Origin of the sequence: Pseudomonas mediterranea CFBP 5447 (assembly GCF_000774145.1) — a bacterium.
Taxonomy (GTDB): domain Bacteria; phylum Pseudomonadota; class Gammaproteobacteria; order Pseudomonadales; family Pseudomonadaceae; genus Aquipseudomonas; species Aquipseudomonas mediterranea.
The window spans coordinates 289,942-308,055 of sequence record NZ_KN322983.1 but is presented as its reverse complement, the minus strand read 5'-3'; the positions used below and the strand labels follow the sequence as shown (position 1 = coordinate 308,055).

18 protein-coding genes and 1 riboswitch are annotated in these 18,114 nt (G+C 61.8%); of the genes, 9 read left to right on the top strand and 9 right to left on the bottom strand.

The genetic code is table 11. The features are described 5' to 3' along the window. Positions 1-35 precede the first annotated feature (35 nt). Positions 36-235: riboswitch (cobalamin riboswitch) on the bottom strand. Between the two features lie 158 nt (positions 236-393). Further along, positions 394-978, top strand: a complete 585-nt coding sequence (locus N005_RS06850; protein ID WP_047700504.1) for a hypothetical protein — start codon at positions 394-396, stop codon at positions 976-978. Between the two features lie 66 nt (positions 979-1,044). Then, a complete protein-coding gene (locus N005_RS06845; protein WP_047700503.1) occupies positions 1,045-2,355 on the top strand; it encodes a PQQ-dependent sugar dehydrogenase in 1,311 nt (436 codons plus the stop codon). 145 nt (positions 2,356-2,500) lie between these two features. On the opposite strand, the gene N005_RS06840 is transcribed toward N005_RS06845, so the two are convergent. The 6 genes from N005_RS06840 to N005_RS06815 all read right to left on the bottom strand — a co-directional run bounded on the left by N005_RS06840 (position 2,501) and on the right by N005_RS06815 (position 7,765). Continuing rightward, the gene (locus N005_RS06840) at positions 2,501-3,163 is read right to left on the bottom strand and encodes a class I SAM-dependent methyltransferase (protein ID WP_047700502.1); all 663 of its coding nucleotides are present in this window, start codon (positions 3,161-3,163) and stop codon (positions 2,501-2,503) included. 15 nt (positions 3,164-3,178) lie between these two features. Continuing rightward, the gene (locus tag N005_RS06835) at positions 3,179-3,712 is read right to left on the bottom strand and encodes a C40 family peptidase (protein WP_047700501.1); all 534 of its coding nucleotides are present in this window, start codon (positions 3,710-3,712) and stop codon (positions 3,179-3,181) included. Between the two features lie 165 nt (positions 3,713-3,877). Then, a complete protein-coding gene (locus N005_RS06830; protein WP_041020804.1) occupies positions 3,878-4,504 on the bottom strand; it encodes a C40 family peptidase in 627 nt (208 codons plus the stop codon). Between the two features lie 212 nt (positions 4,505-4,716). After that, complete coding sequence (hda, locus tag N005_RS06825; protein WP_003178999.1) at positions 4,717-5,421, bottom strand: DnaA regulatory inactivator Hda; 705 nt, start codon at positions 5,419-5,421, stop codon at positions 4,717-4,719. A gap of 179 nt (positions 5,422-5,600) precedes the next feature. Next, positions 5,601-6,674: an AI-2E family transporter gene (locus tag N005_RS06820; protein ID WP_047700500.1), complete on the bottom strand. Its 1,074-nt coding sequence runs from the start codon at positions 6,672-6,674 to the stop codon at positions 5,601-5,603. 32 nt (positions 6,675-6,706) lie between these two features. After that, a complete protein-coding gene (locus N005_RS06815) occupies positions 6,707-7,765 on the bottom strand; it encodes a DUF2066 domain-containing protein (protein WP_047700499.1) in 1,059 nt (352 codons plus the stop codon). Positions 7,766-8,131: 366 nt separating this feature from the next. Here N005_RS06815 and purM point away from each other — a divergent pair, with 366 nt between their 5' ends. The 4 genes from purM (at position 8,132) to N005_RS06795 (ending at position 11,068) form a co-directional block, all read left to right on the top strand. After that, positions 8,132-9,190, top strand: coding sequence for a phosphoribosylformylglycinamidine cyclo-ligase (gene purM, locus N005_RS06810; protein WP_047700498.1), 1,059 nt, complete (start codon positions 8,132-8,134; stop codon positions 9,188-9,190). 11 nt (positions 9,191-9,201) lie between these two features. Further along, positions 9,202-9,852, top strand: a complete 651-nt coding sequence (gene purN, locus N005_RS06805; protein WP_047701017.1) for a phosphoribosylglycinamide formyltransferase — start codon at positions 9,202-9,204, stop codon at positions 9,850-9,852. Between the two features lie 8 nt (positions 9,853-9,860). Then, positions 9,861-10,574: a DUF3108 domain-containing protein gene (locus N005_RS06800; protein ID WP_041020213.1), complete on the top strand. Its 714-nt coding sequence runs from the start codon at positions 9,861-9,863 to the stop codon at positions 10,572-10,574. A gap of 299 nt (positions 10,575-10,873) precedes the next feature. Then, entirely contained in the window at positions 10,874-11,068 is a 195-nt protein-coding gene (locus N005_RS06795) for a hypothetical protein (RefSeq protein ID WP_047700497.1), read from the top strand. 123 nt (positions 11,069-11,191) lie between these two features. Here N005_RS06795 and N005_RS06790 read toward each other — a convergent pair whose 3' ends face one another. Together N005_RS06790 and mazG are read right to left on the bottom strand one after the other, a co-directional pair. Continuing rightward, the gene (locus tag N005_RS06790) at positions 11,192-11,731 is read right to left on the bottom strand and encodes a DUF2058 domain-containing protein (protein WP_024779739.1); all 540 of its coding nucleotides are present in this window, start codon (positions 11,729-11,731) and stop codon (positions 11,192-11,194) included. Between the two features lie 26 nt (positions 11,732-11,757). Then, positions 11,758-12,591: a nucleoside triphosphate pyrophosphohydrolase gene (gene mazG, locus N005_RS06785; RefSeq protein WP_047700496.1), complete on the bottom strand. Its 834-nt coding sequence runs from the start codon at positions 12,589-12,591 to the stop codon at positions 11,758-11,760. A gap of 264 nt (positions 12,592-12,855) precedes the next feature. On the opposite strand from mazG, the gene rpmE reads away from it, so the two are divergent. The 3 genes from rpmE to N005_RS06770 all read left to right on the top strand — a co-directional run bounded on the left by rpmE (position 12,856) and on the right by N005_RS06770 (position 15,351). Next, positions 12,856-13,074 (top strand): 50S ribosomal protein L31, encoded by a 219-nt coding sequence (gene rpmE / locus N005_RS06780; RefSeq protein WP_047700495.1) that lies wholly within the window; start codon positions 12,856-12,858, stop codon positions 13,072-13,074. A 41-nt stretch (positions 13,075-13,115) separates the two neighbouring features. Beyond that, positions 13,116-13,901: a thermonuclease family protein gene (locus N005_RS06775; protein ID WP_047701016.1), complete on the top strand. Its 786-nt coding sequence runs from the start codon at positions 13,116-13,118 to the stop codon at positions 13,899-13,901. Positions 13,902-14,082: 181 nt separating this feature from the next. Next, complete coding sequence (locus tag N005_RS06770; RefSeq protein WP_047700494.1) at positions 14,083-15,351, top strand: malic enzyme-like NAD(P)-binding protein; 1,269 nt, start codon at positions 14,083-14,085, stop codon at positions 15,349-15,351. 292 nt (positions 15,352-15,643) lie between these two features. Here the strand turns inward: N005_RS06770 and N005_RS06765 are convergent, their stop codons facing one another. Further along, positions 15,644-18,088 carry a penicillin-binding protein 1A gene (locus N005_RS06765; RefSeq protein WP_408003361.1) on the bottom strand — a complete coding sequence of 815 codons (2,445 nt, stop codon included), beginning with the start codon at positions 18,086-18,088 and terminating at the stop codon, positions 15,644-15,646. Positions 18,089-18,114 lie beyond the last annotated feature (26 nt).

The window sequence follows — 18,114 nt, the reverse complement described above, 5'->3', positions numbered from 1 at the left end:
AAAGACGGCAACAAGCCTGGCATCGCCCACCGTGATGCCGTTGGATGAATCAGGCCGGTCTCCGGGCTCATGAGCGGCGTGATGCCGGGCTGCGCGCCTTCCCATGTCGAAACACAGTGGCTTGCTGGCAGCTTTGACTCATTTACCGTTGCGGGGGCAGCGCCGGGTTCTCACCGGTTTCCCTGTTTCACTCTGTCGACCCGGGTCACAGAGCACCTGAAACAAGTCGCGAAGGTTAGAGGGTTGGGGGTGGAGCGTCAATTAAAGCCGCCGCGGGCCCGGCATTGATTATGGGCCTGGATCAATAAAGTGACGCCAATCTTGTGTCACACTGTGGCAAGTGATATCAAATAGGCATTACGACCCGATATCACAAAAACAAGAGGGCAAAACATGCAAGGCATGATCATCAGCAATCCAAGGCTGGAATTCCTGCGCCCGGTGCTGGAACGCTGGTTTGACTGTATCGACCGCTACAACGCCGTGCGCGGCGATAACGATACGCCCTACTGGTTCGATGAAAAGGCCAACCTCGGCCTGCTCTCGGCCGCCGCCTGGATGGCCGAGATGGTCACGCTGCAAAACACCGCGACCCGCAAACAGAATGAAGAAGGCGAACGCAACGTCAGCGCCGATCTGTTCATCGCCGGTGCCGAGGATCGAGCGTTCATCCAGGCCACCCAACGCTGGCCTAAGGTCAAGAGCCTGAACCTGACCCAGCCTCTGCAGGAGATCGCCAGCGATGCCAAGCGCATCAGCTATGCCACCGACCTGAAGCTGGGCTGCCTGTTCGTCGCCCCGCAAAAAGCCCAGCAAAGTGCCACGCCTGAAGAACTGCAGGACATGATCGATGACCTGCAAAAGGAAAATACCTGCGCCGTGGCCTGGTACTTCCCTTACAACTACCGCAAGTTGCGCAACGAGGCCGGTCATTACCATCCGGGCATCGCCGTGCTGTTCAAGCAGGCCCACGGCTGACCGGTTGAACCATCGCCGGTATATGCTTCTCTATGAATAACTACATGCATTCATAGGGAAGCCAGCATGCTCAAGCCACCGCACCTCCTGATCGTCGCCCTCGCCGCAGGGCTTGTCGCTTGTGGCGAGTCTTCCACGCTGCAAGTCTCCGACGGCACCGGCCCATCGCCAAAACTGCCCGAACCGAACAAGACCCTGGTCCCCACCGTCAACATCGCCGAAGCGGTCGGCTGGCCCCAAGGCGCCAAGCCAACCGCGGCCGAAGGCCTGCAAGTGGTGGCGTTTGCCGAGGGGCTGGACCATCCGCGCTGGCTCTACGTGCTGCCCAACGGCGACGTGCTGGTGGCGGAAACCAACGCCCCGCCCAAGCCGGACGACGCCAAGGGCATCCGTGGTTGGGTGATGAAAAAAGTCATGGGGCGCGCCGGCGCCGGCGTCCCCAGCCCGAATCGCATTACGTTGTTGCGCGACGCCAACCACGATGGCATCGCAGAAACCCGCACGGTCTTCTTGGAAAACCTCAACTCGCCGTTCGGCATGACATTGGTGGGCAATGACCTGTACGTGGCCGATACCGATCGACTGATCCGTTTCCCTTACAAGGACGGCGATACGCAAATCAAGGCGCAGCCGACCAAGGTCGTCGACCTGCCGGGCGGCACCATCAACCACCACTGGACCAAGAACGTGATTGCCAGCCGTGACGGCAGCAAGCTCTACGTCACCACCGGCTCGAACAGCAACGTCGCGGAAAACGGCATGGAGGCGGAGGAAGGCCGCGCGGCGATCTGGGAAGTGGACCGCGCCACCGGTAATCACCGCATTTTCGCTTCGGGCCTGCGCAACCCCAACGGCCTGGCCTGGGAACCGCGCAGCGGGGCGTTGTGGACAGCGGTGAACGAGCGGGATGAGATCGGCAGCGACCTGGTGCCGGACTACATCACCTCGGTCAAGGATGGCGCCTTCTATGGCTGGCCCTACAGCTATTACGGGCAGAACGTCGACGTGCGAGTCGAGCCACAGAACCCGGCACTGGTGGCCAAGGCCATCGCCCCGGACTACGCCGTCGGCCCGCACACGGCCTCATTGGGCCTGACTTTCGCCGAAGGCAGCGCCCTGCCTGCGCCCTTCACCGAAGGCGCGTTCATTGGCCAGCATGGTTCCTGGAATCGTAAGCCCCACAGCGGTTACAAAGTGATTTTCGTACCGTTCAACGGCGGCAAACCGGCGGGGAAACCTGTGGATGTGTTGACCGGCTTCCTGAACGCAGATGAAAAAGCCCAGGGCCGGCCCGTGGGCGTGGTGATCGACAAGCAGGGTGGGTTGCTGGTGGCCGATGACGTGGGGAACAAGGTATGGCGGGTGTCGGGTAAATAAATCCGCCTAGGACCGGTGGACATCCTGTGGCGAGGGAGCTTGCTCCCGCTGGGGCGCGAAGCGGCCCTGCTTTTTGGGGGCTGCTACGCAGCCCAGCGGGAGCGAGCTCCCTCGCCACAAGAGCCCTCACCGCTTGAAACAAGCTTTAGAGCTTGCGACACAAGGTCAACCCATCCCCCAGCGGCAACAGTGACAAATCCACCCGCAAATCATCCTTCAACGCGCGGTTCAGTGCCTGGATGGCGCGGGTGTCCTCGCTCTCGGGCTGGGCTTCCAGCACCCGGCCGCTCCACAACGTGTTATCGAACATCACCAGCCCACCGCCGCGCAGCAACCGTAGCGCACGCTCCAGGTAAGCCGGGTAGTTGGCCTTGTCGGCATCGATAAAGATCAGGTCGAACGTGCCGCCCTGCCCTTGGCGCTCAAGGTCGTCGAGGGTTTCCAGGGCCGGCGCCAGGCGCAGCTCGATCCGCTCGGCCAGCCCGGCTTCGCGCCAATATCGCAGCGCCACGGCGTTGTAGTCGCCGGGAATATCGCAACAGATCAACGAACCATCCTGCGGCAAGGCGGAGGCCAGGCACAACGCGCTGTAGCCCGTGAACGTACCGACTTCCAGCAAGCGTCGGGCGCCGGTGAGCTTCACCAGCAATGCGAGAAACTGCCCCTGCTCGGGCGCTATCTGCCAGCGCGCCATGGGCAGCGCCTGGGTCTCGTCCCGCAAACGTCGCTGCAAGGGCGTCTCCCGCAGGGAAACGTCCAGCAGATACTGGTAAAGGGCATCATCGAGATTGAGGGTGCGAGCGGTCATGACAACCTCCGCGAATCAGGGATAACGCGCCAGGCGCTCCGGTTGCAGCACCCGCTTGGCGCTCAGATAGGCTTTCTGCCAATAGGCCTTGGACAAGCTGTCGAGCTTGACCGTGCCGCCGGTGGCCGGCGCATGAACGAAGCGCCCCTCACCGACGTAGATCCCCGCATGGCTGACCTGGGAGCCACCGTTGGTGGCGAAGAAAATCAGGTCACCGCTTTGCAGTGCATCCTTGCCGACATCCGGGGCGCGCATGCCGATCATCTCGCGGGTCGAACGTGGCAGGGAAATACCGGCGGCATCACGGTAGACGTAACCGATCAGGCCGCTGCAATCGAAACCCGAATCCGGCGTATTGCCGCCCCAGCGGTAGGGCGTCCCAACCAGGCCCAACGCCCGGAAGAGCACATCTTCGGCGGCCGGCGACAAGGGTTGCGCGGGTGCAAAGACCACGGGAGCCCGCACTGGTGCGGGTGGTGGCGTACGGCTTGCGCACGCGCTGAGCAGTGCGACAAGGCAGATGAGAGCGAGGCGGGCCGACGTCGACATATGCAGAACAATCCTGATCTGGATGCGGCTTTTCTGCCGTGGACATGAAAACAAATCCGCCTGCGGAGTACGCAGGCGGATTGCCATCAATCAATGATCAAGGATTCTAGCGGCTATGAGGCAAACTTCAAGTAAGACTTTAAGTTTGCCTTACAAACTGTGCGCTTACTTGCGAGCGGTGACCACGGTCGGAGCCATGGCGAGGGCGCGCTTGGCTTCGATGAAAGTCTTGTTCCAGTAGGTGTCACCCAGGCTGTCGATCCGCACACCACCGCTACGGCGGCTGCTGGAATGGATGAACTGGTTGTCGCCCAGGTAGATACCGGCGTGGCTGACGCGTCCGCGACGACCGCTGGTGCTGAAGAACAGCAGGTCACCGGGCTCCAGCTGATTACGTGCCACCAGGGGGGCGTTCACGTTGATCATTTCCCGCGTGGAGCGTGGCAAGCTCATGCCGGCCTCTTCACGGAACAGGTAGCCGATGAAACCGCTGCAATCGAAGCCGGCTTCAGAGGTGCCACCAAAACGGTAACGGGTGCCGATCAACGACATGCCGCGTTCCAGGATGCTGTCGGCCAGCACCGGAAGCTGGTAAGGCTTGTTGCCGGCGAAGGCTGCCAGCTCTTTGTCGTTGGCCATTTCTTCCTGGAAGGAGACGGAGGAAGACTGGGCGGTAACGGTGTTCTGAACCTGTGGTTGTTGTACTTGCTGGGACACTGGGGAGTGGGCAGCGCAACCGAACAGCAGGGTAACGAGTGCGAGAGGCACGAGGGGTGCGAAGCGATTGAGCATGGGCACGACCGTGGCTGAAGTAGTAAAGATCGCGAGACTATGCCTTCTATCGACTTCATTTGCAAATTCAATCGATGAAAATGTGACTTCCCGGTTTTCCGTCTACATCTAAGCGCTTAAGCCCATTTTGAAAGTCACGTGGCCTGCCGCCCAGCAGGACCGCGGGTTTCGCTGTGTCCGGACAAGGCCAGAAGCCACTACCGACAACGGTTCTACCAGCCCAGGGTTTCTTTCAAAAAAGGAATAGTCAGCTTGCGCTGGGCTTGAAGGGAAGCCTGGTCGAGGCGTTCGAGCAATTCGAACAGCGCGCTCATGCTGCGGGTGCCACGAGTGAGGATGAAGTGCCCGACCTCATCGGTCAGGTGCAAGCCACGTCGAGAGGCGCGCAACTGCAAGGCACGGAGTTTGTCTTCATCGGACAGCGGCCGCATCTGGAAGATCAACGCCAGGGTAAGGCGGGACTTGAGATCCGCCAGTTTCACCGGCAGCTCCCGCGGCGACGTCGATGCGGCGATCAGCAAGCGCCGACCGCTGTCGCGCAGCCGATTGAACAGATGGAACAGCGCCTCTTCCCAATCAGCCTTGCCGGCCACGGCCTGGAGGTCGTCCAGACAGACCAGCTCATATTGTTCGAGGTTATCCAGGATCTCGACCCCGCGATCCAGCAACTCGGCCAATGGCAGGTACACGGCAGGCTCACCCAGTTGCTCGAACCGCAGGCAAGCCGCCTGTAACAGATGCGTACGCCCTACCCCGTCCTTGCCCCACAGATAGATCAGACTCTCGGTCCAGCCGGCGTCGGCTTCGCAAAGCCGCTCGACATAGCCGAGTGCAGCGGCATTGGCGCCTGGGTAGTAGTTGATGAAGGTGGCGTCGTCACGCAGACGCACACCTAGGGGCAGCTGAATCGGTTTCATGCTGGCTGGACAGCTCCAAAGGAACCGTGAGTGGCCTCTGTGTAAAGTTTGCAAAGTCTATACCCGTGGCGCGGACCGCACAATGCGCCGGACCACGAGCAAAATCAAAGGTTTGCAGCGCCAGGACAGTGGGACGAGCATTTCCCTGGCGCCAGGACACGCCTCACGCTGCCACCGGCCTACAGCTCGGGGTCTTCGACGCCGCTGTAGATATCCGAATCCTTGTACAGGTCATGTACATGACGCACCAGCACCATGATCACCGCTGCCACCGGCAGCGCCAGCAGGATCCCGGTGAAACCGAACAACTCGCCGCCCGCCAGGATCGCGAAGATCACCGCCACCGGATGCAGGCCGATGCGATCCCCCACCAGCAACGGTGTCAGCACCATGCCCTCCAGGGCCTGGCCGACCATGAACACCGCCACGATGCCGACCATGGGATAGAGATCGCCACCAAACTGGAACAACCCAGCGATCAATGCCGCGCCAATACCGATCACGAATCCCATGTACGGAACGATGGCGGCCAACCCGGCGATCATGCCGATCAAGAGTCCCAGCTCCAGCCCCACCAGCATCAGCCCCGCCGCATAGATGAAGCCCAGCGCCACCATCACCAGCAACTGCCCGCGCACAAAGGCACCCAGCACTTCGTGGCATTCGCCAGCCAAGGTCATGATGCGCTCTTCGCGGTGCCGGGGCAGCAGGCTGCGGATCTTGGCCATCATCAGGTCCCAGTCCCGCAGCAGGTAGAAACTCACGACCGGAATCAGCACCAGGTTGGCCAGCCAGCCGATCAGCGCCAGGCCCGAGGCGGTGGCCTGGCTCAGCACGACGCCGACGATGTCGGTGGTCTGGCCCATGTGGGCGCTGATGGCCGCCTTGACCTTGTCGAACTTCCAGAAACCGTCCGCCAAGCCCAGCTTCGACTGCACCCACGGCACCGCCGTGTGCTGCAACCAATCGAGCATCTGCGGCGCCAGCTCGTACAGACGCACCAACTGCTTGGCGAGCATCGGTATCAACACCAGCAACAGGGCGCTGACAATCAAGGTGAACAGGGCAAATACCGCCACCACGCCCCAGGTTCTCGACAGGCCGAGCTTTTCCAGGCGATCCACCACCGGGTCAAACAGGTAAGCCAACAGCAGCGCAACCAGGAACGGCGTCAGAATCGGATGCAGCAAATAGATAAACGCGAACAGCAGGGCAACCCCGCCCAACCAGAACCAACGCCGCGTATCGCCCATGAACCACTCCCAGCTATATAAAGAAAGAAAACCTACCAGCGAAACCGCAGGCTGGCCGTCGGCGCGGGCGCCGGTGCTGCTGCCGGAGCCGTTCCATCGGCAGCCGGTGGAACCGCGGGCACCGGGGCCATCGCCTCACCGGCGGGAATTTCCTGCAATTTCGCCAGGGCCAGTTGCGCCTTCAGTTGCTCCGCGCTGCCGTTGACCCGATAGATGATCCGATCACCCTCGACCCGCTGCACCTGCCCACCGAACGGCTCAAGCAAACGCCCAAGGGCGGCATAACGCTCGAGATTCATGCCCTGCACTTCCAGTGACTGCTCGGTGGCCACGCCCGGCTTGGCCACGAAGCGCGGCGCCAGGCGCTGACTCACTGCCAGCATCACCGCATCGGCCAGCGCAGCCTGATCGGCGCCCTGGGCAGTGCCCTGCTCGCGCTGGTCGCCCAGCCACAGGCGCCAGGTTCCGCGCCACTGGCCACCCTCTTCCTTGGCGTGGACCGCCAGCAAGGCGTCCGCCGCGTATCGCTCCGAGGCATCGCGCAACGGCGCCGGATCGCTGCCTTCCAGGTTCGGCGCGGTGGCCACGATCTGCTCGCTCAAGTCCGCCAACGGCAAATGCAGCGCCAAGCCCCGGTGCTGGGCAGCGCGGCGCAACGGCGTGGCACTGGCCTGGCCATCGCCCACCAGGCTGGAGCCTTCGGCTGAGTCGTTGAGCCACCAGCCCAGGATCGACGGCCGGTTCACGCCCCACAGCGACAGCCCGGCCGAACGCAAGGCCCGATCAGTGCTCGTCGGATCGAAGTCGACCTTGAGGCTTTCCGGCGGGCCGGCGTCGTAGCCATATTGCAGAATGATCTGCTGCGGGTCCTTGCGGATTGCCGCCAGCCCCGGATTCTGGGCGGCCTTGGCGTCGCCGGTCAGGCGCAGCACGAGCGTATCGAGTGCACGCAGGGTCGCCTGGTTGCGCTCATCCGGCGTCTGGCTGCTCACCGGCTCGAGCACTTGATAGAGACCACTGAGGGTTTCGGCCTGGCTCGCCAGGCTGATCAGCGACAGGCAGCCCACGGACAAGAATTTGAACAAACGCATGGAAGATTCCCGGACATAGACGACTGGAACAAGCCGTGTGAAGAAAAATCGAGCATGGCTGTGACCACAGCACCTGGCAAAACATTCACACACCCGATGGAAGTTTCGCACCGCGTAACCATAGCCGGTTACCGCTACACCTTATACAGGCGCACCGCGCAGCACCAACAGAAGAAATATCGGTTTTTTTCCTCGGATATGTCCCTGCCCGTCGGCGCGAGGATGGCCGCTGCCCCACAAGCCTGATAAAATCGCGCGCCTTCGCAGACCGGCAATGGCCGGGCACCCGGAATAATTCGTACAACGGTTATTCAATGGCCCCGGCGATCGGTCGTTACCCAGAAATCCCCCCTAAAGGCCTGGATCATGAGCAAGCAACCCTCCCTGAGCTACAAGGACGCCGGTGTAGACATCGACGCCGGTGAAGCATTGGTCGAACGCATCAAGAGCGTCGCCAAGCGCACTGCGCGCCCGGAAGTCATGGGCGGCCTGGGCGGTTTCGGCGCCCTCTGCGAGATCCCGGCCGGCTACAAGCAACCGGTGCTGGTCTCGGGCACCGACGGCGTGGGCACCAAGCTGCGCCTGGCGCTGAACCTGAACAAACACGACAGCATCGGCATCGACCTGGTAGCCATGTGCGTGAACGACCTGGTGGTCTGCGGCGCCGAGCCGTTGTTCTTCCTCGACTACTACGCCACCGGCAAGCTGAACGTCGACACCGCCGCCCAGGTCGTGACCGGCATCGGTGCCGGCTGCGAATTGTCCGGTTGCTCCCTGGTCGGCGGCGAAACCGCTGAGATGCCAGGCATGTACGAAGGCGAAGACTACGACCTGGCCGGTTTCTGCGTCGGCGTCGTGGAAAAGGCCGAGATCATCGACGGCTCGAAAGTCGCCACCGGCGATGCCCTGCTCGCCCTGCCGTCTTCCGGCCCGCACTCCAACGGCTACTCGCTGATCCGCAAGATCATCGAAGTGTCCGGTGCCGACATCGAAAACATCCAGCTCGACGGCAAGCCTCTGACCGATCTGCTGATGGCCCCGACCCGCATCTACGTCAAGCCGCTGCTCAAGCTGATCAAGGACACCGGTGCCGTCAAGGCCATGGCCCACATCACCGGCGGCGGCCTGCTGGACAACATCCCGCGGGTCCTGCCAAAAGGCGCCCAAGCGGTGGTCGACGTGGCGAGCTGGACCCGTCCGGCGGTGTTCGACTGGCTGCAAGAGAAAGGCAACGTCGACGAAACCGAAATGCACCGCGTGCTGAACTGCGGCGTGGGCATGGTGATCTGCGTGGCCCAAGAGCACGTCGAAACGGCCCTGAACGTACTGCGTGAAGCCGGCGAGCAGCCTTGGGTCATCGGCCAGATCGCAACCGCGGCCGAAGGCGCTGCCCAGGTCGAGCTGAAAAACCTCAAGGCTCACTGATGCAGGAAAACATGCCTGCAACCTGTGACGTCGTGGTGCTGCTGTCCGGCACCGGCAGTAACTTGCAGGCGCTGATCGACAGCACGCGGACCGGTGACAGCCCGGTCCGCATCCGCGCGGTGATTTCCAACCGTGCCGATGCCTACGGCCTGCAACGTGCCAAGGACGCGGGTATCGACACCCGCGTCCTGGATCACAAGGCGTTCGACGGCCGCGAAGCCTTCGACGCCGCGCTGATCGAACAGATCGACGCCTTCAATCCCCACCTGGTGGTCCTGGCCGGCTTCATGCGCATCCTCAGTGCCGGCTTCGTGCGCCACTACCAGGGCCGCCTGTTCAATATCCACCCCTCGCTGCTGCCCAAATACAAAGGGTTACACACTCACCAGCGCGTGCTGGAGGCCGGAGACACTGAGCACGGCTGCTCCGTGCACTTTGTCACCGAGGAACTCGATGGCGGACCACTGGTCGTACAGGCAGTAATACCGGTAGAGTTGCACGACACGCCGCAAAGCCTGGCACAACGGGTTCACGCCCGGGAACACCAGATCTACCCGATGGCCGTGCGTTGGTTTGCCGAAGGACGGCTCACCCTCGACGATCGTGGTGCCTCACTGGACGGCCAGTTACTCGCCGCCAGCGGCCATTTGATTCGACACTAGGAGATTTTATGCGTCGCGCCCTGCTCTTCGCTTGTGCTCTGCTTGCCTTGCCCCTGGCACAGGCTTCAGACCTTCAACCGTTCTCCGCCAGCTACACCGCCGACTGGAAACAGCTGCCCATGAGCGGCACCGCCGAGCGCAGCCTGACCAAGGAGGCCAACGGCACCTGGAAGCTGAGCTTCAAGGCGTCGATGATGATCGCCAGCCTGACGGAAGAAAGCACCCTGACCCTGGACAAGGACACGCTGCTGCCGCAGTCCTACCACTTCGAGCGCGGTGGCCTGGGCAAGGCCAAGAAGGCCGACCTGGACTTCGACTGGAGCACGAAGATGGTCACCGGCACCGACCGCGGCGACGCGGTGAAGCTGCCGCTGAACCGTGGCATGGTCGATAAATCCACTTATCAACTGGCCCTGCAGCACGACGTCGCGGCCGGCAAGAAGAGCATGAGCTATCAGGTCGTCGATGACGGCGAAGTCGATACCTATGACTTCCGCGTGCTGGGCTCGGAAAAGGTCGACACCAAGGCCGGCCAGATCGATGCGATCAAGGTCGAACGCGTACGCGATCCGACACAGAGCAAACGCACCACCGTGCTCTGGTTCGCCAAGGACTGGGACTACCTGCTGGTCCGCCTGCAACAGGTCGAGACCGACGGCAAGGAGTACAACATCATGCTCCTGGACGGTACGGTCAACGGTAAGCCGGTGAAAGGCAGCTGATCGACATGAACACCAGAAAGCCCCGCCGATGCGGGGCTTCTTTTTGCCCGATGTTCACCAATATCCCCACTGGCTCGCTCCCACAGGTCATCGTCCGTGGTTTCGTGTCCGCCACATGAAACCTTTTTCATGAATCCACCCATGCGACCAAACGCCGCGCCCTGCTTGGCCTCCAGGATTATTGCGATTTTCATGAAAACTTCTTAACCGGCCAGGGCATTTACTTAGCAGGCTATCCAAACCTATAACAAAGTCCTGCACACGCCTTGCTGCAGATGACAGAGATTGGAGTTTGCAAGATGACTGTGAAAGTAAATGAACGCGATGATGCCCACATGTCCCACGAAGCCATTGCCGCAGGCATCCAGATCTGGGATGTGCGCCAACAAGATCTGCTGGTGGGGATGTTCCACTCCGAGACGGAGGCCTACCGCTACAAGGCCGAGCTGGAGCGTGAGGAAAGCGAGCGCGCCCATGGGACAACAGAGTCCTGAGGACACCCTGAATACCTGTGGGAGCGAGCCTGCTCGCGATGGCGGTATATCAGTCGACATTTGTGCCGGCTGGTACTCCGCTATCGCGAGCAGGCTCGCTCCCACAGGGTTTTGTTTAGCTCACTACCACATCAAATCATCAGGAATCTGATACGCCGCGTACGGATCGTCGGCATCCACTTCTTCGGTCTGGGTGTTGAGCTGGACGATGCGCTTGGGGTCGCGTTCCTGGATCTTCAGCGCGGCCTCGCGCGGGATCACTTCGTAGCCGCCGGCATGGTGGACGATCGCCAGGGAGCCGCTGCTCAGCTTGTTGCGCATCAGGGTGTTCACCGAGATGCGCTTGACCTTCTTGTCGTCGACGAAGTTGTAGTAATCCTCGGTGGTCAACTTCGGCAGGCGCGACACTTCGATCAATTGCTTGATCTGCGCGGCACGGGCCTTCTGCTCGGCCTTCTCCTGCTGCTGACGGTTGAGTTCCTGGTCGCGCCGGGCCTTCTCGGCCATGGCTTCCTGGGCGGCGCGCTGCTGGGAGTCATCCAGCTCGATCTGGCCTTTGTGGGCCAGGCGCTGCTGCTTCTGCTTGTCCTTGCCGACCTGCTTGACCTGCTTTTGGTTGACCAGCCCTGCTTTGAGCAACTGGTCGCGAAGGGAAAGGCTCATGGTGCTTACTCACTTAGGCAACGGCCTCAGCCGCAGCTGGGCAAATTCTTTTCCTGACGTTTGGCTTCGCCCCACAAGGCGTCCAACTCTTCGAGGGTGCAATCTTCCATGGGACGGTGGGTGTCGCGCAATGCCTGTTCGATAAAACGGAAGCGTCGCTCGAACTTGGCGTTGGCCCCGCGCAACGCGCCTTCCGGATCGACCTTGAGGTGCCGGGCCAGGTTGACGACCGAAAACAACAGGTCACCGATCTCGTCGGTGACTGCCGCCTGGTCATTTTCCGACATCGCTTCGAGCACTTCGTCCAGCTCTTCCCGGACCTTGTCGAGTACCGGCAAGGCGTCCGGCCAGTCGAAACCGACCTGCCCGGCACGCTTCTGCAATTTGGCCGAGCGGGACAGTGCCGGCAACGCGCCGGGCACATCGTCGAGCAGGGAGAGTTGCAGCGGCGCGGCGGACTTCTCGGCACGTTCCTCGGCCTTGATTTCCTCCCAGCGCTGCTTGACCTGCTCTTCGCTCAGGCGCGGCACATCCAGCGGCGCATACAAGTCGCCGGAGGGAAATACGTGGGGATGACGACGGATCAGTTTGCGGGTGATGCTGTCGACCACGCCGGCGAATTCAAAGCGGTTTTCTTCCCGGGCCAGTTGGCTGTAATACACCACCTGGAACAGCAGGTCGCCCAACTCACCCTGCACATGATCGAAGTCACCGCGCTCGATCGCATCGGCCACTTCGTAGGCTTCCTCCAGGGTATGGGGGACGATCGTTTCCCAGGTCTGCTTGATGTCCCACGGGCAACCGTACTGCGGGTCCCGCAGGCGGTTCATCAGGTGGAGCAGGTCTTCAAGGCTATACATAAATCCATCTCGTCACACAAAACCTTGTGGGAGCGAGCCTGCTCGCGATGGCGGCGTGCCAGTCAACAGTCATGCTGCTGATCCACCGCCATCGCGAGCAGGCTCGCTCCCACAAGGATTGTGCTTGAGGCCGGGAGCCTAGCAGACGGTTGGTACAAGGCATAGCTTGCGTCATCGTCGATGTCTGGTAGAATCCGCGCCCTAATTACGTGCGGTATTCAACAATAGTGTTGGGTGGCGGCACGCTAGCCTGAGGAAAACACCATGAAAGCCGATATCCATCCGGAATACCCAGTCGTTGCTGTAACCTGCAGCTGCGGCAACAAGTTCGAAACCCGTTCGACCTACGGCAAAGCCCTGGCGATCGACGTTTGCAACGAATGCCACCCGTTCTACACCGGTAAGCAAAAGACTCTGGATACCGGTGGTCGCGTTCAGAAGTTCGCCGACCGTTTCGGTGCTTTCGGCGCCAAGAAGGCCTGAGACTGATCATTTTGGCGGGTCGTTTCGGCGGCTGCGAAGTGATGAAAAAGGCGTCCCTTGTGGGCGCCTTTTTTGTGTCCGCGATTTGGCTGACCGGCGCCCAGGCTTTTTGCCCGGCACCGACGGGCGCGACCGAAGTGACAGTCCGGCGGGTGGTGGATGGCGATACCCTGCGCCTGGCAGACGGTCGCAGCGTGCGCTTGATCGGGCTCAATACACCTGAGCTGGGCCGGCAGGGGCGTTCCGACGAGCCCTTTGCCGTTGCGGCCCGCCGTCGCCTGGAGGCCTTGGTGGCTGCCAGTGACGGGCGTGTAGGGCTGGTTCCCGGCAGGGAAAGCAAGGATCGTTATGGTCGGACACTGGCCCATGCCTACGGTGTCGATGGCCGCAACCTCGAGGCGCAGATGCTCGCCGAAGGCCTGGGCTTCCAGGTGGCGGTGGCACCGAATGTCGGCCTGGCGGACTGCCAACAATCGGCCGAACGCCAGGCGCGCAAGGCGCATCTGGGGTTGTGGAGGCGTTCACCCGTGCTCGAGGCCGGGCAGGTCAAGGCGTCCGGTTTCGCTGTGCTGAGCGGCCGCGTCAACGCGGTCAGACGCAATCGTGGCGGTGTTTGGCTGCAATTGGACGATTCGGTTGTATTGCGCGTTGCGCCCAATCTGCTGGATCGCTTCGATGTGGCTTCCCTCGAGCGCCTTGTCGGCAGGCAGGTCGAGGCGCGGGGCTGGGTGATCGACCGTTCGCGACGTGGGAGCACTGGGCAGGGGCAAGGCCGATGGCTACTGCCATTGACCGATCCGATGATGCTGAGTCCGGTGCCTGGATAAAAAATTGTCGACATTTTTGCTATTGATTGTATGCATTGAGCCCTTGTGTTTCGTGGCCCTTGGCCCAAAGTCGTAGGGCAGGGCGCTTGACAGCGGTGACCGGTCAGTCTTGTAGGGACTTTACGAGGCGCGTATCCTCGGCGGTCCGTCTGTCCAACACAGTAAAAAGCGGAATGCCCACATGTCTGATCTGAAAACTGCCGCTCTCGAATATCACGCTAATCCTCGTCCAGGAAAGCTGAGTGTCGAGCTCACCAAGGCCACCGCTACTGCCCGCGATCTGTCGCTGGCCTACAGCCCCGGCGTAGCCGAACCAGTCCGCGAAATCGCTCGCGACCCTGAACTGGCCTACCGATACACCGGCAAGGGCAACCTGGTTGCAGTCATTTCCGATGGCACCGCGATTCTCGGCCTGGGTGACCTGGGGCCATTGGCCTCCAAGCCGGTCATGGAAGGCAAGGGTGTACTGTTCAAGCGTTTCGCCGGTATCGACGTGTTCGACATCGAAGTCGACTCCGAAAGCCCGCAAGCCTTCATCGACACTGTCAAGCGCATCTCCATCACCTTCGGTGGCATCAACCTGGAAGACATCAAGGCGCCTGAGTGCTTTGAAATCGAGCGCGCCCTGATCGAACAGTGCGACATCCCGGTGTTCCACGATGACCAGCACGGTACCGCAATCGTGACCGCGGCCGGCATGATCAACGCTTTGGAAATCGCTGGCAAAACCTTGCCGGAAGCCAAGATCGTCTGCCTGGGCGCCGGCGCTGCGGCCATCTCCTGCATGAAATTGCTGGTGAGCATGGGCGCGAAGATCGAAAACATCTTCATGATCGACCGTACCGGCGTGATCCATTCCGGTCGTAGCGACCTGAACCAGTACAAGGCTGTCTTCGCCCACGCGACCGACAAGCGCACCCTGGCGGACGCACTGGACGGCGCCGACGTGTTCGTCGGCCTGTCGGGCCCGAACCTGCTGAGCCCGGAAAACCTGCTGCGCATGGCGCCGAACCCGATCGTGTTCGCCTGCTCGAACCCGGATCCGGAAATTGCCCCGGAACTGGCCCACGCCACCCGCAACGACGTCATCATGGCGACTGGCCGTTCGGACTACCCGAACCAGGTCAACAACGTGCTGGGCTTCCCATTCATCTTCCGTGGTGCCCTGGACGTTCGCGCCAAGCGTATCAACGAAGAGATGAAAGTGGCCGCCGCCAACGCCCTGCGCGAATTGGCCAAGCTGCCGGTGCCTCAGGAAGTCTGCGACGCCTACGGTGGCATCAAGCTGGAATTCGGTCGTGAGTACATCATTCCGAAGCCAATGGACGCCCGCCTGATCACCTTGATCTCCGACGCCGTGGCCAAGGCTGCGATCGAGACTGGCGTGGCAACCTTGCCGTACCCGAAAAACTACCCGCTCAAGAGCGTGGATGATGTGTTCAACGGTTAACAGCAGCCGCCCATAAAAAAACCTGGCCTCGGCCAGGTTTTTTTATGGGCTTCGAGCGGCAAGCTTCAAGCTGCAAGTAGAGGCGAGGCCTTGATCGTTCCCACGCTCTGCGTGGGAATGGAGCCAGGGACGCTCCGCGTTCCGTCAAGAGCCGAACGCGGAGCGTCCGTAGAGGCATTCCCACGCAGGAGCGTGGGAACGATCATCGACCTTGGGGGCGCCATTGCGAGCAGGCTCGCTCCCACATTTGGAATACATACCCTGTGGGAGCGAGCCTGCTCGCGATGCAATATCAGAACAGATCGATCGGCGCCGCTTCATCCGCCGGCAGCGGGCTGCCCGGCGCAACGCCGTTGCCCAGCTCGTTGACTGACGGTGGCGTGTCTTCGCTCTTGAACAGCTCGAAATAGGCACCCGGAGTGCCTGGCGTGGCTGCGCGACCGCTGACCGGGTCGACCCGCAGGCTGAGGATGCCTTCCGGTTCCGGCTGGGTGTGCGGCGGCTTGTCCTTGAGGGCGGCGCCCATGTAGCTCATCCAGATCGGCAGCGCCACGGTGCCGCCGAACTCACGGCGCCCGAGGCTTTCAGGTTGGTCGAAGCCGGTCCAGACGGTGGTGACGTAGTCGCCGTTGTAGCCCGAGAACCAGGCATCCTTGGATTCGTTGGTGGTACCGGTCTTGCCCGCCAGGTCGGTGCGGCCCAGGGCCAGCGCACGACGGCCGGTGCCGAGTTTGATCACGTCTTCCAGCATGCTGTTGAGAATGTAGGTGGTGCGCCCGTCAACGATGCGCTCGGCGACAGCGGGTGCCTGGGTCGCTGGCGTGGCGGTGGGGGCTTCGCCCGGCGTCGGGTTCACCGTGAATGTTTCGGCGGACGGGGCGGCGATGCCGTCGCTGGCCTGCTCGCCGGTAGGCACCCGCGGTGGGTTGGCCACGAACAGAGTCTCGCCGTTGCGGCTTTCGATCTTGTCGATGATGTACGGGGTGATCTTGTACCCGCCGTTGGCGAACGTGCTCCAGCCCGTGGCGATTTCCATCGGGGTCAGGGTCGCGGTGCCCAGGGCCAGGGACAGGTTGCGTGGCAGGTCCTGCTTGTTGAAGCCGAACCGGGCGATGTAGTCGATGGTGCGATCCACCCCCAACGCCTGCAACAGGCGGATCGACACCAGGTTGCGCGACTTGTACAGCGCCTCGCGCAGACGGATCGGGCCGAGGAAAGTGTTGGTGTCGTTCTTCGGTCGCCAGACCTTGTCCAGGTACTCGTCGACAAACACGATCGGTGCGTCGTTCACCAGGCTGGCGGCGGTATAGCCATTATCCAGGGCGGCGCTGTAGACGAACGGCTTGAAACTCGAGCCCGGCTGGCGCTTGGCCTGCAATGCACGGTTGTAGTTGCTCTGTTCGAAGGCGAAGCCGCCCACCAGGGAACGGATCGCACCGTCCTGCGGATCGAGGGACACCAGTGCCCCCTGGGCGGCCGGGATCTGGCTGAACTTGAGGGCGTTGTCCGGCTGGCGCTGCACCCGGATCAGATCGCCGACCTGGGCCACGTCCGACGGCTGGCGGGGGGCGGCCCCCATGCTGTTGGTGTTGAGGAACGGACGAGCCCATTTCATGGTGTCCCATTTCACCTGTTCTTCAAGCTCACCGTTGCGCGTCAGGACCTTGAGGCCGTCCTTGTCCACCTGGGTAACGATCGCCGGTTCCAGGCTGCTGATGGTGCGCTGCTTGGTCAGTTCAAGGGCCCAGGCTTCCTTGGTCTTGCCCGGCAAGCGCGATTCGGGGCCGCGGTAGCCGTGGCGTTGGTCGTAGGTCATCAGGCCTTCGTGCAGCGCGGTGTTGGCCATTTCCTGCAGGTTGCTCGGCACCGTGGTGGTGACGCGGAACCCTTCGGTATAGGCGTCGCTGCCGTAGCGTCCGACCATCTCGGCCCGAGCCATTTCGGCGATGTACGGGGCGTTCACTTCCGGCGTCGGTACGTGATAGCTGGCGTTCAAGGGCTCGTTGATCGCCGCGGTGTAGTCGGCTTCGCTGATCTTGCCGAGCTTGTACATGCGCCCCAGGATCCAGTCGCGCCGTTCCTTGCTGCGGGCCGGGTTGGCCAGCGGATTGAAGCGCGACGGCGCCTTCGGCAGGCCGGCGATCATCGCCATCTGCGCCAGGCTCACATCACGGATCGACTTGCCGTAGTACACCTGGGCCGCCGCCTCGATGCCATAGGCGCGGTTGCCCAGGTAGATCTTGTTCACATACAGCTCGAGGATTTCATCCTTGGTCAGCTGCCGTTCGATCTGCAGGGCCAGGAGGATCTCGGTGGTCTTGCGCGAGAAGCTGCGTTCGCTGGTCAGGAAGAAGTTCTTGGCCACCTGCATGGTGATGGTGCTGCCGCCGGACTGGATGTGCCCGCTCTTGACCAACTGGCTGGCGGCACGCATCAGGCTGCCCGGATCGACGCCATAGTGGTTGGCGAAATTGTCGTCTTCGGCACTGAGTAACGCATTGATGAAGTTGGGCGGGATGTCGGCGAAGCGGATCGGCGTGCGGCGCATCTCGCCAAATTCGGCAATCAGTTTGTTGTCGCTGCTGTACACCCGCAAAGGAATCTGCAACTGAATACTTCTCAGCGCCTCCACGGATGGCAAACCCGGACTAAGGTAAAGAAACGCACCGCTCAGACCCAGGAGCAGTCCGCAGAAAACGGCGATGATGGACCATCCGAAAAATTTCAGCAGACGAATCAAGGCTTTTGGATATCCAGGCAAAG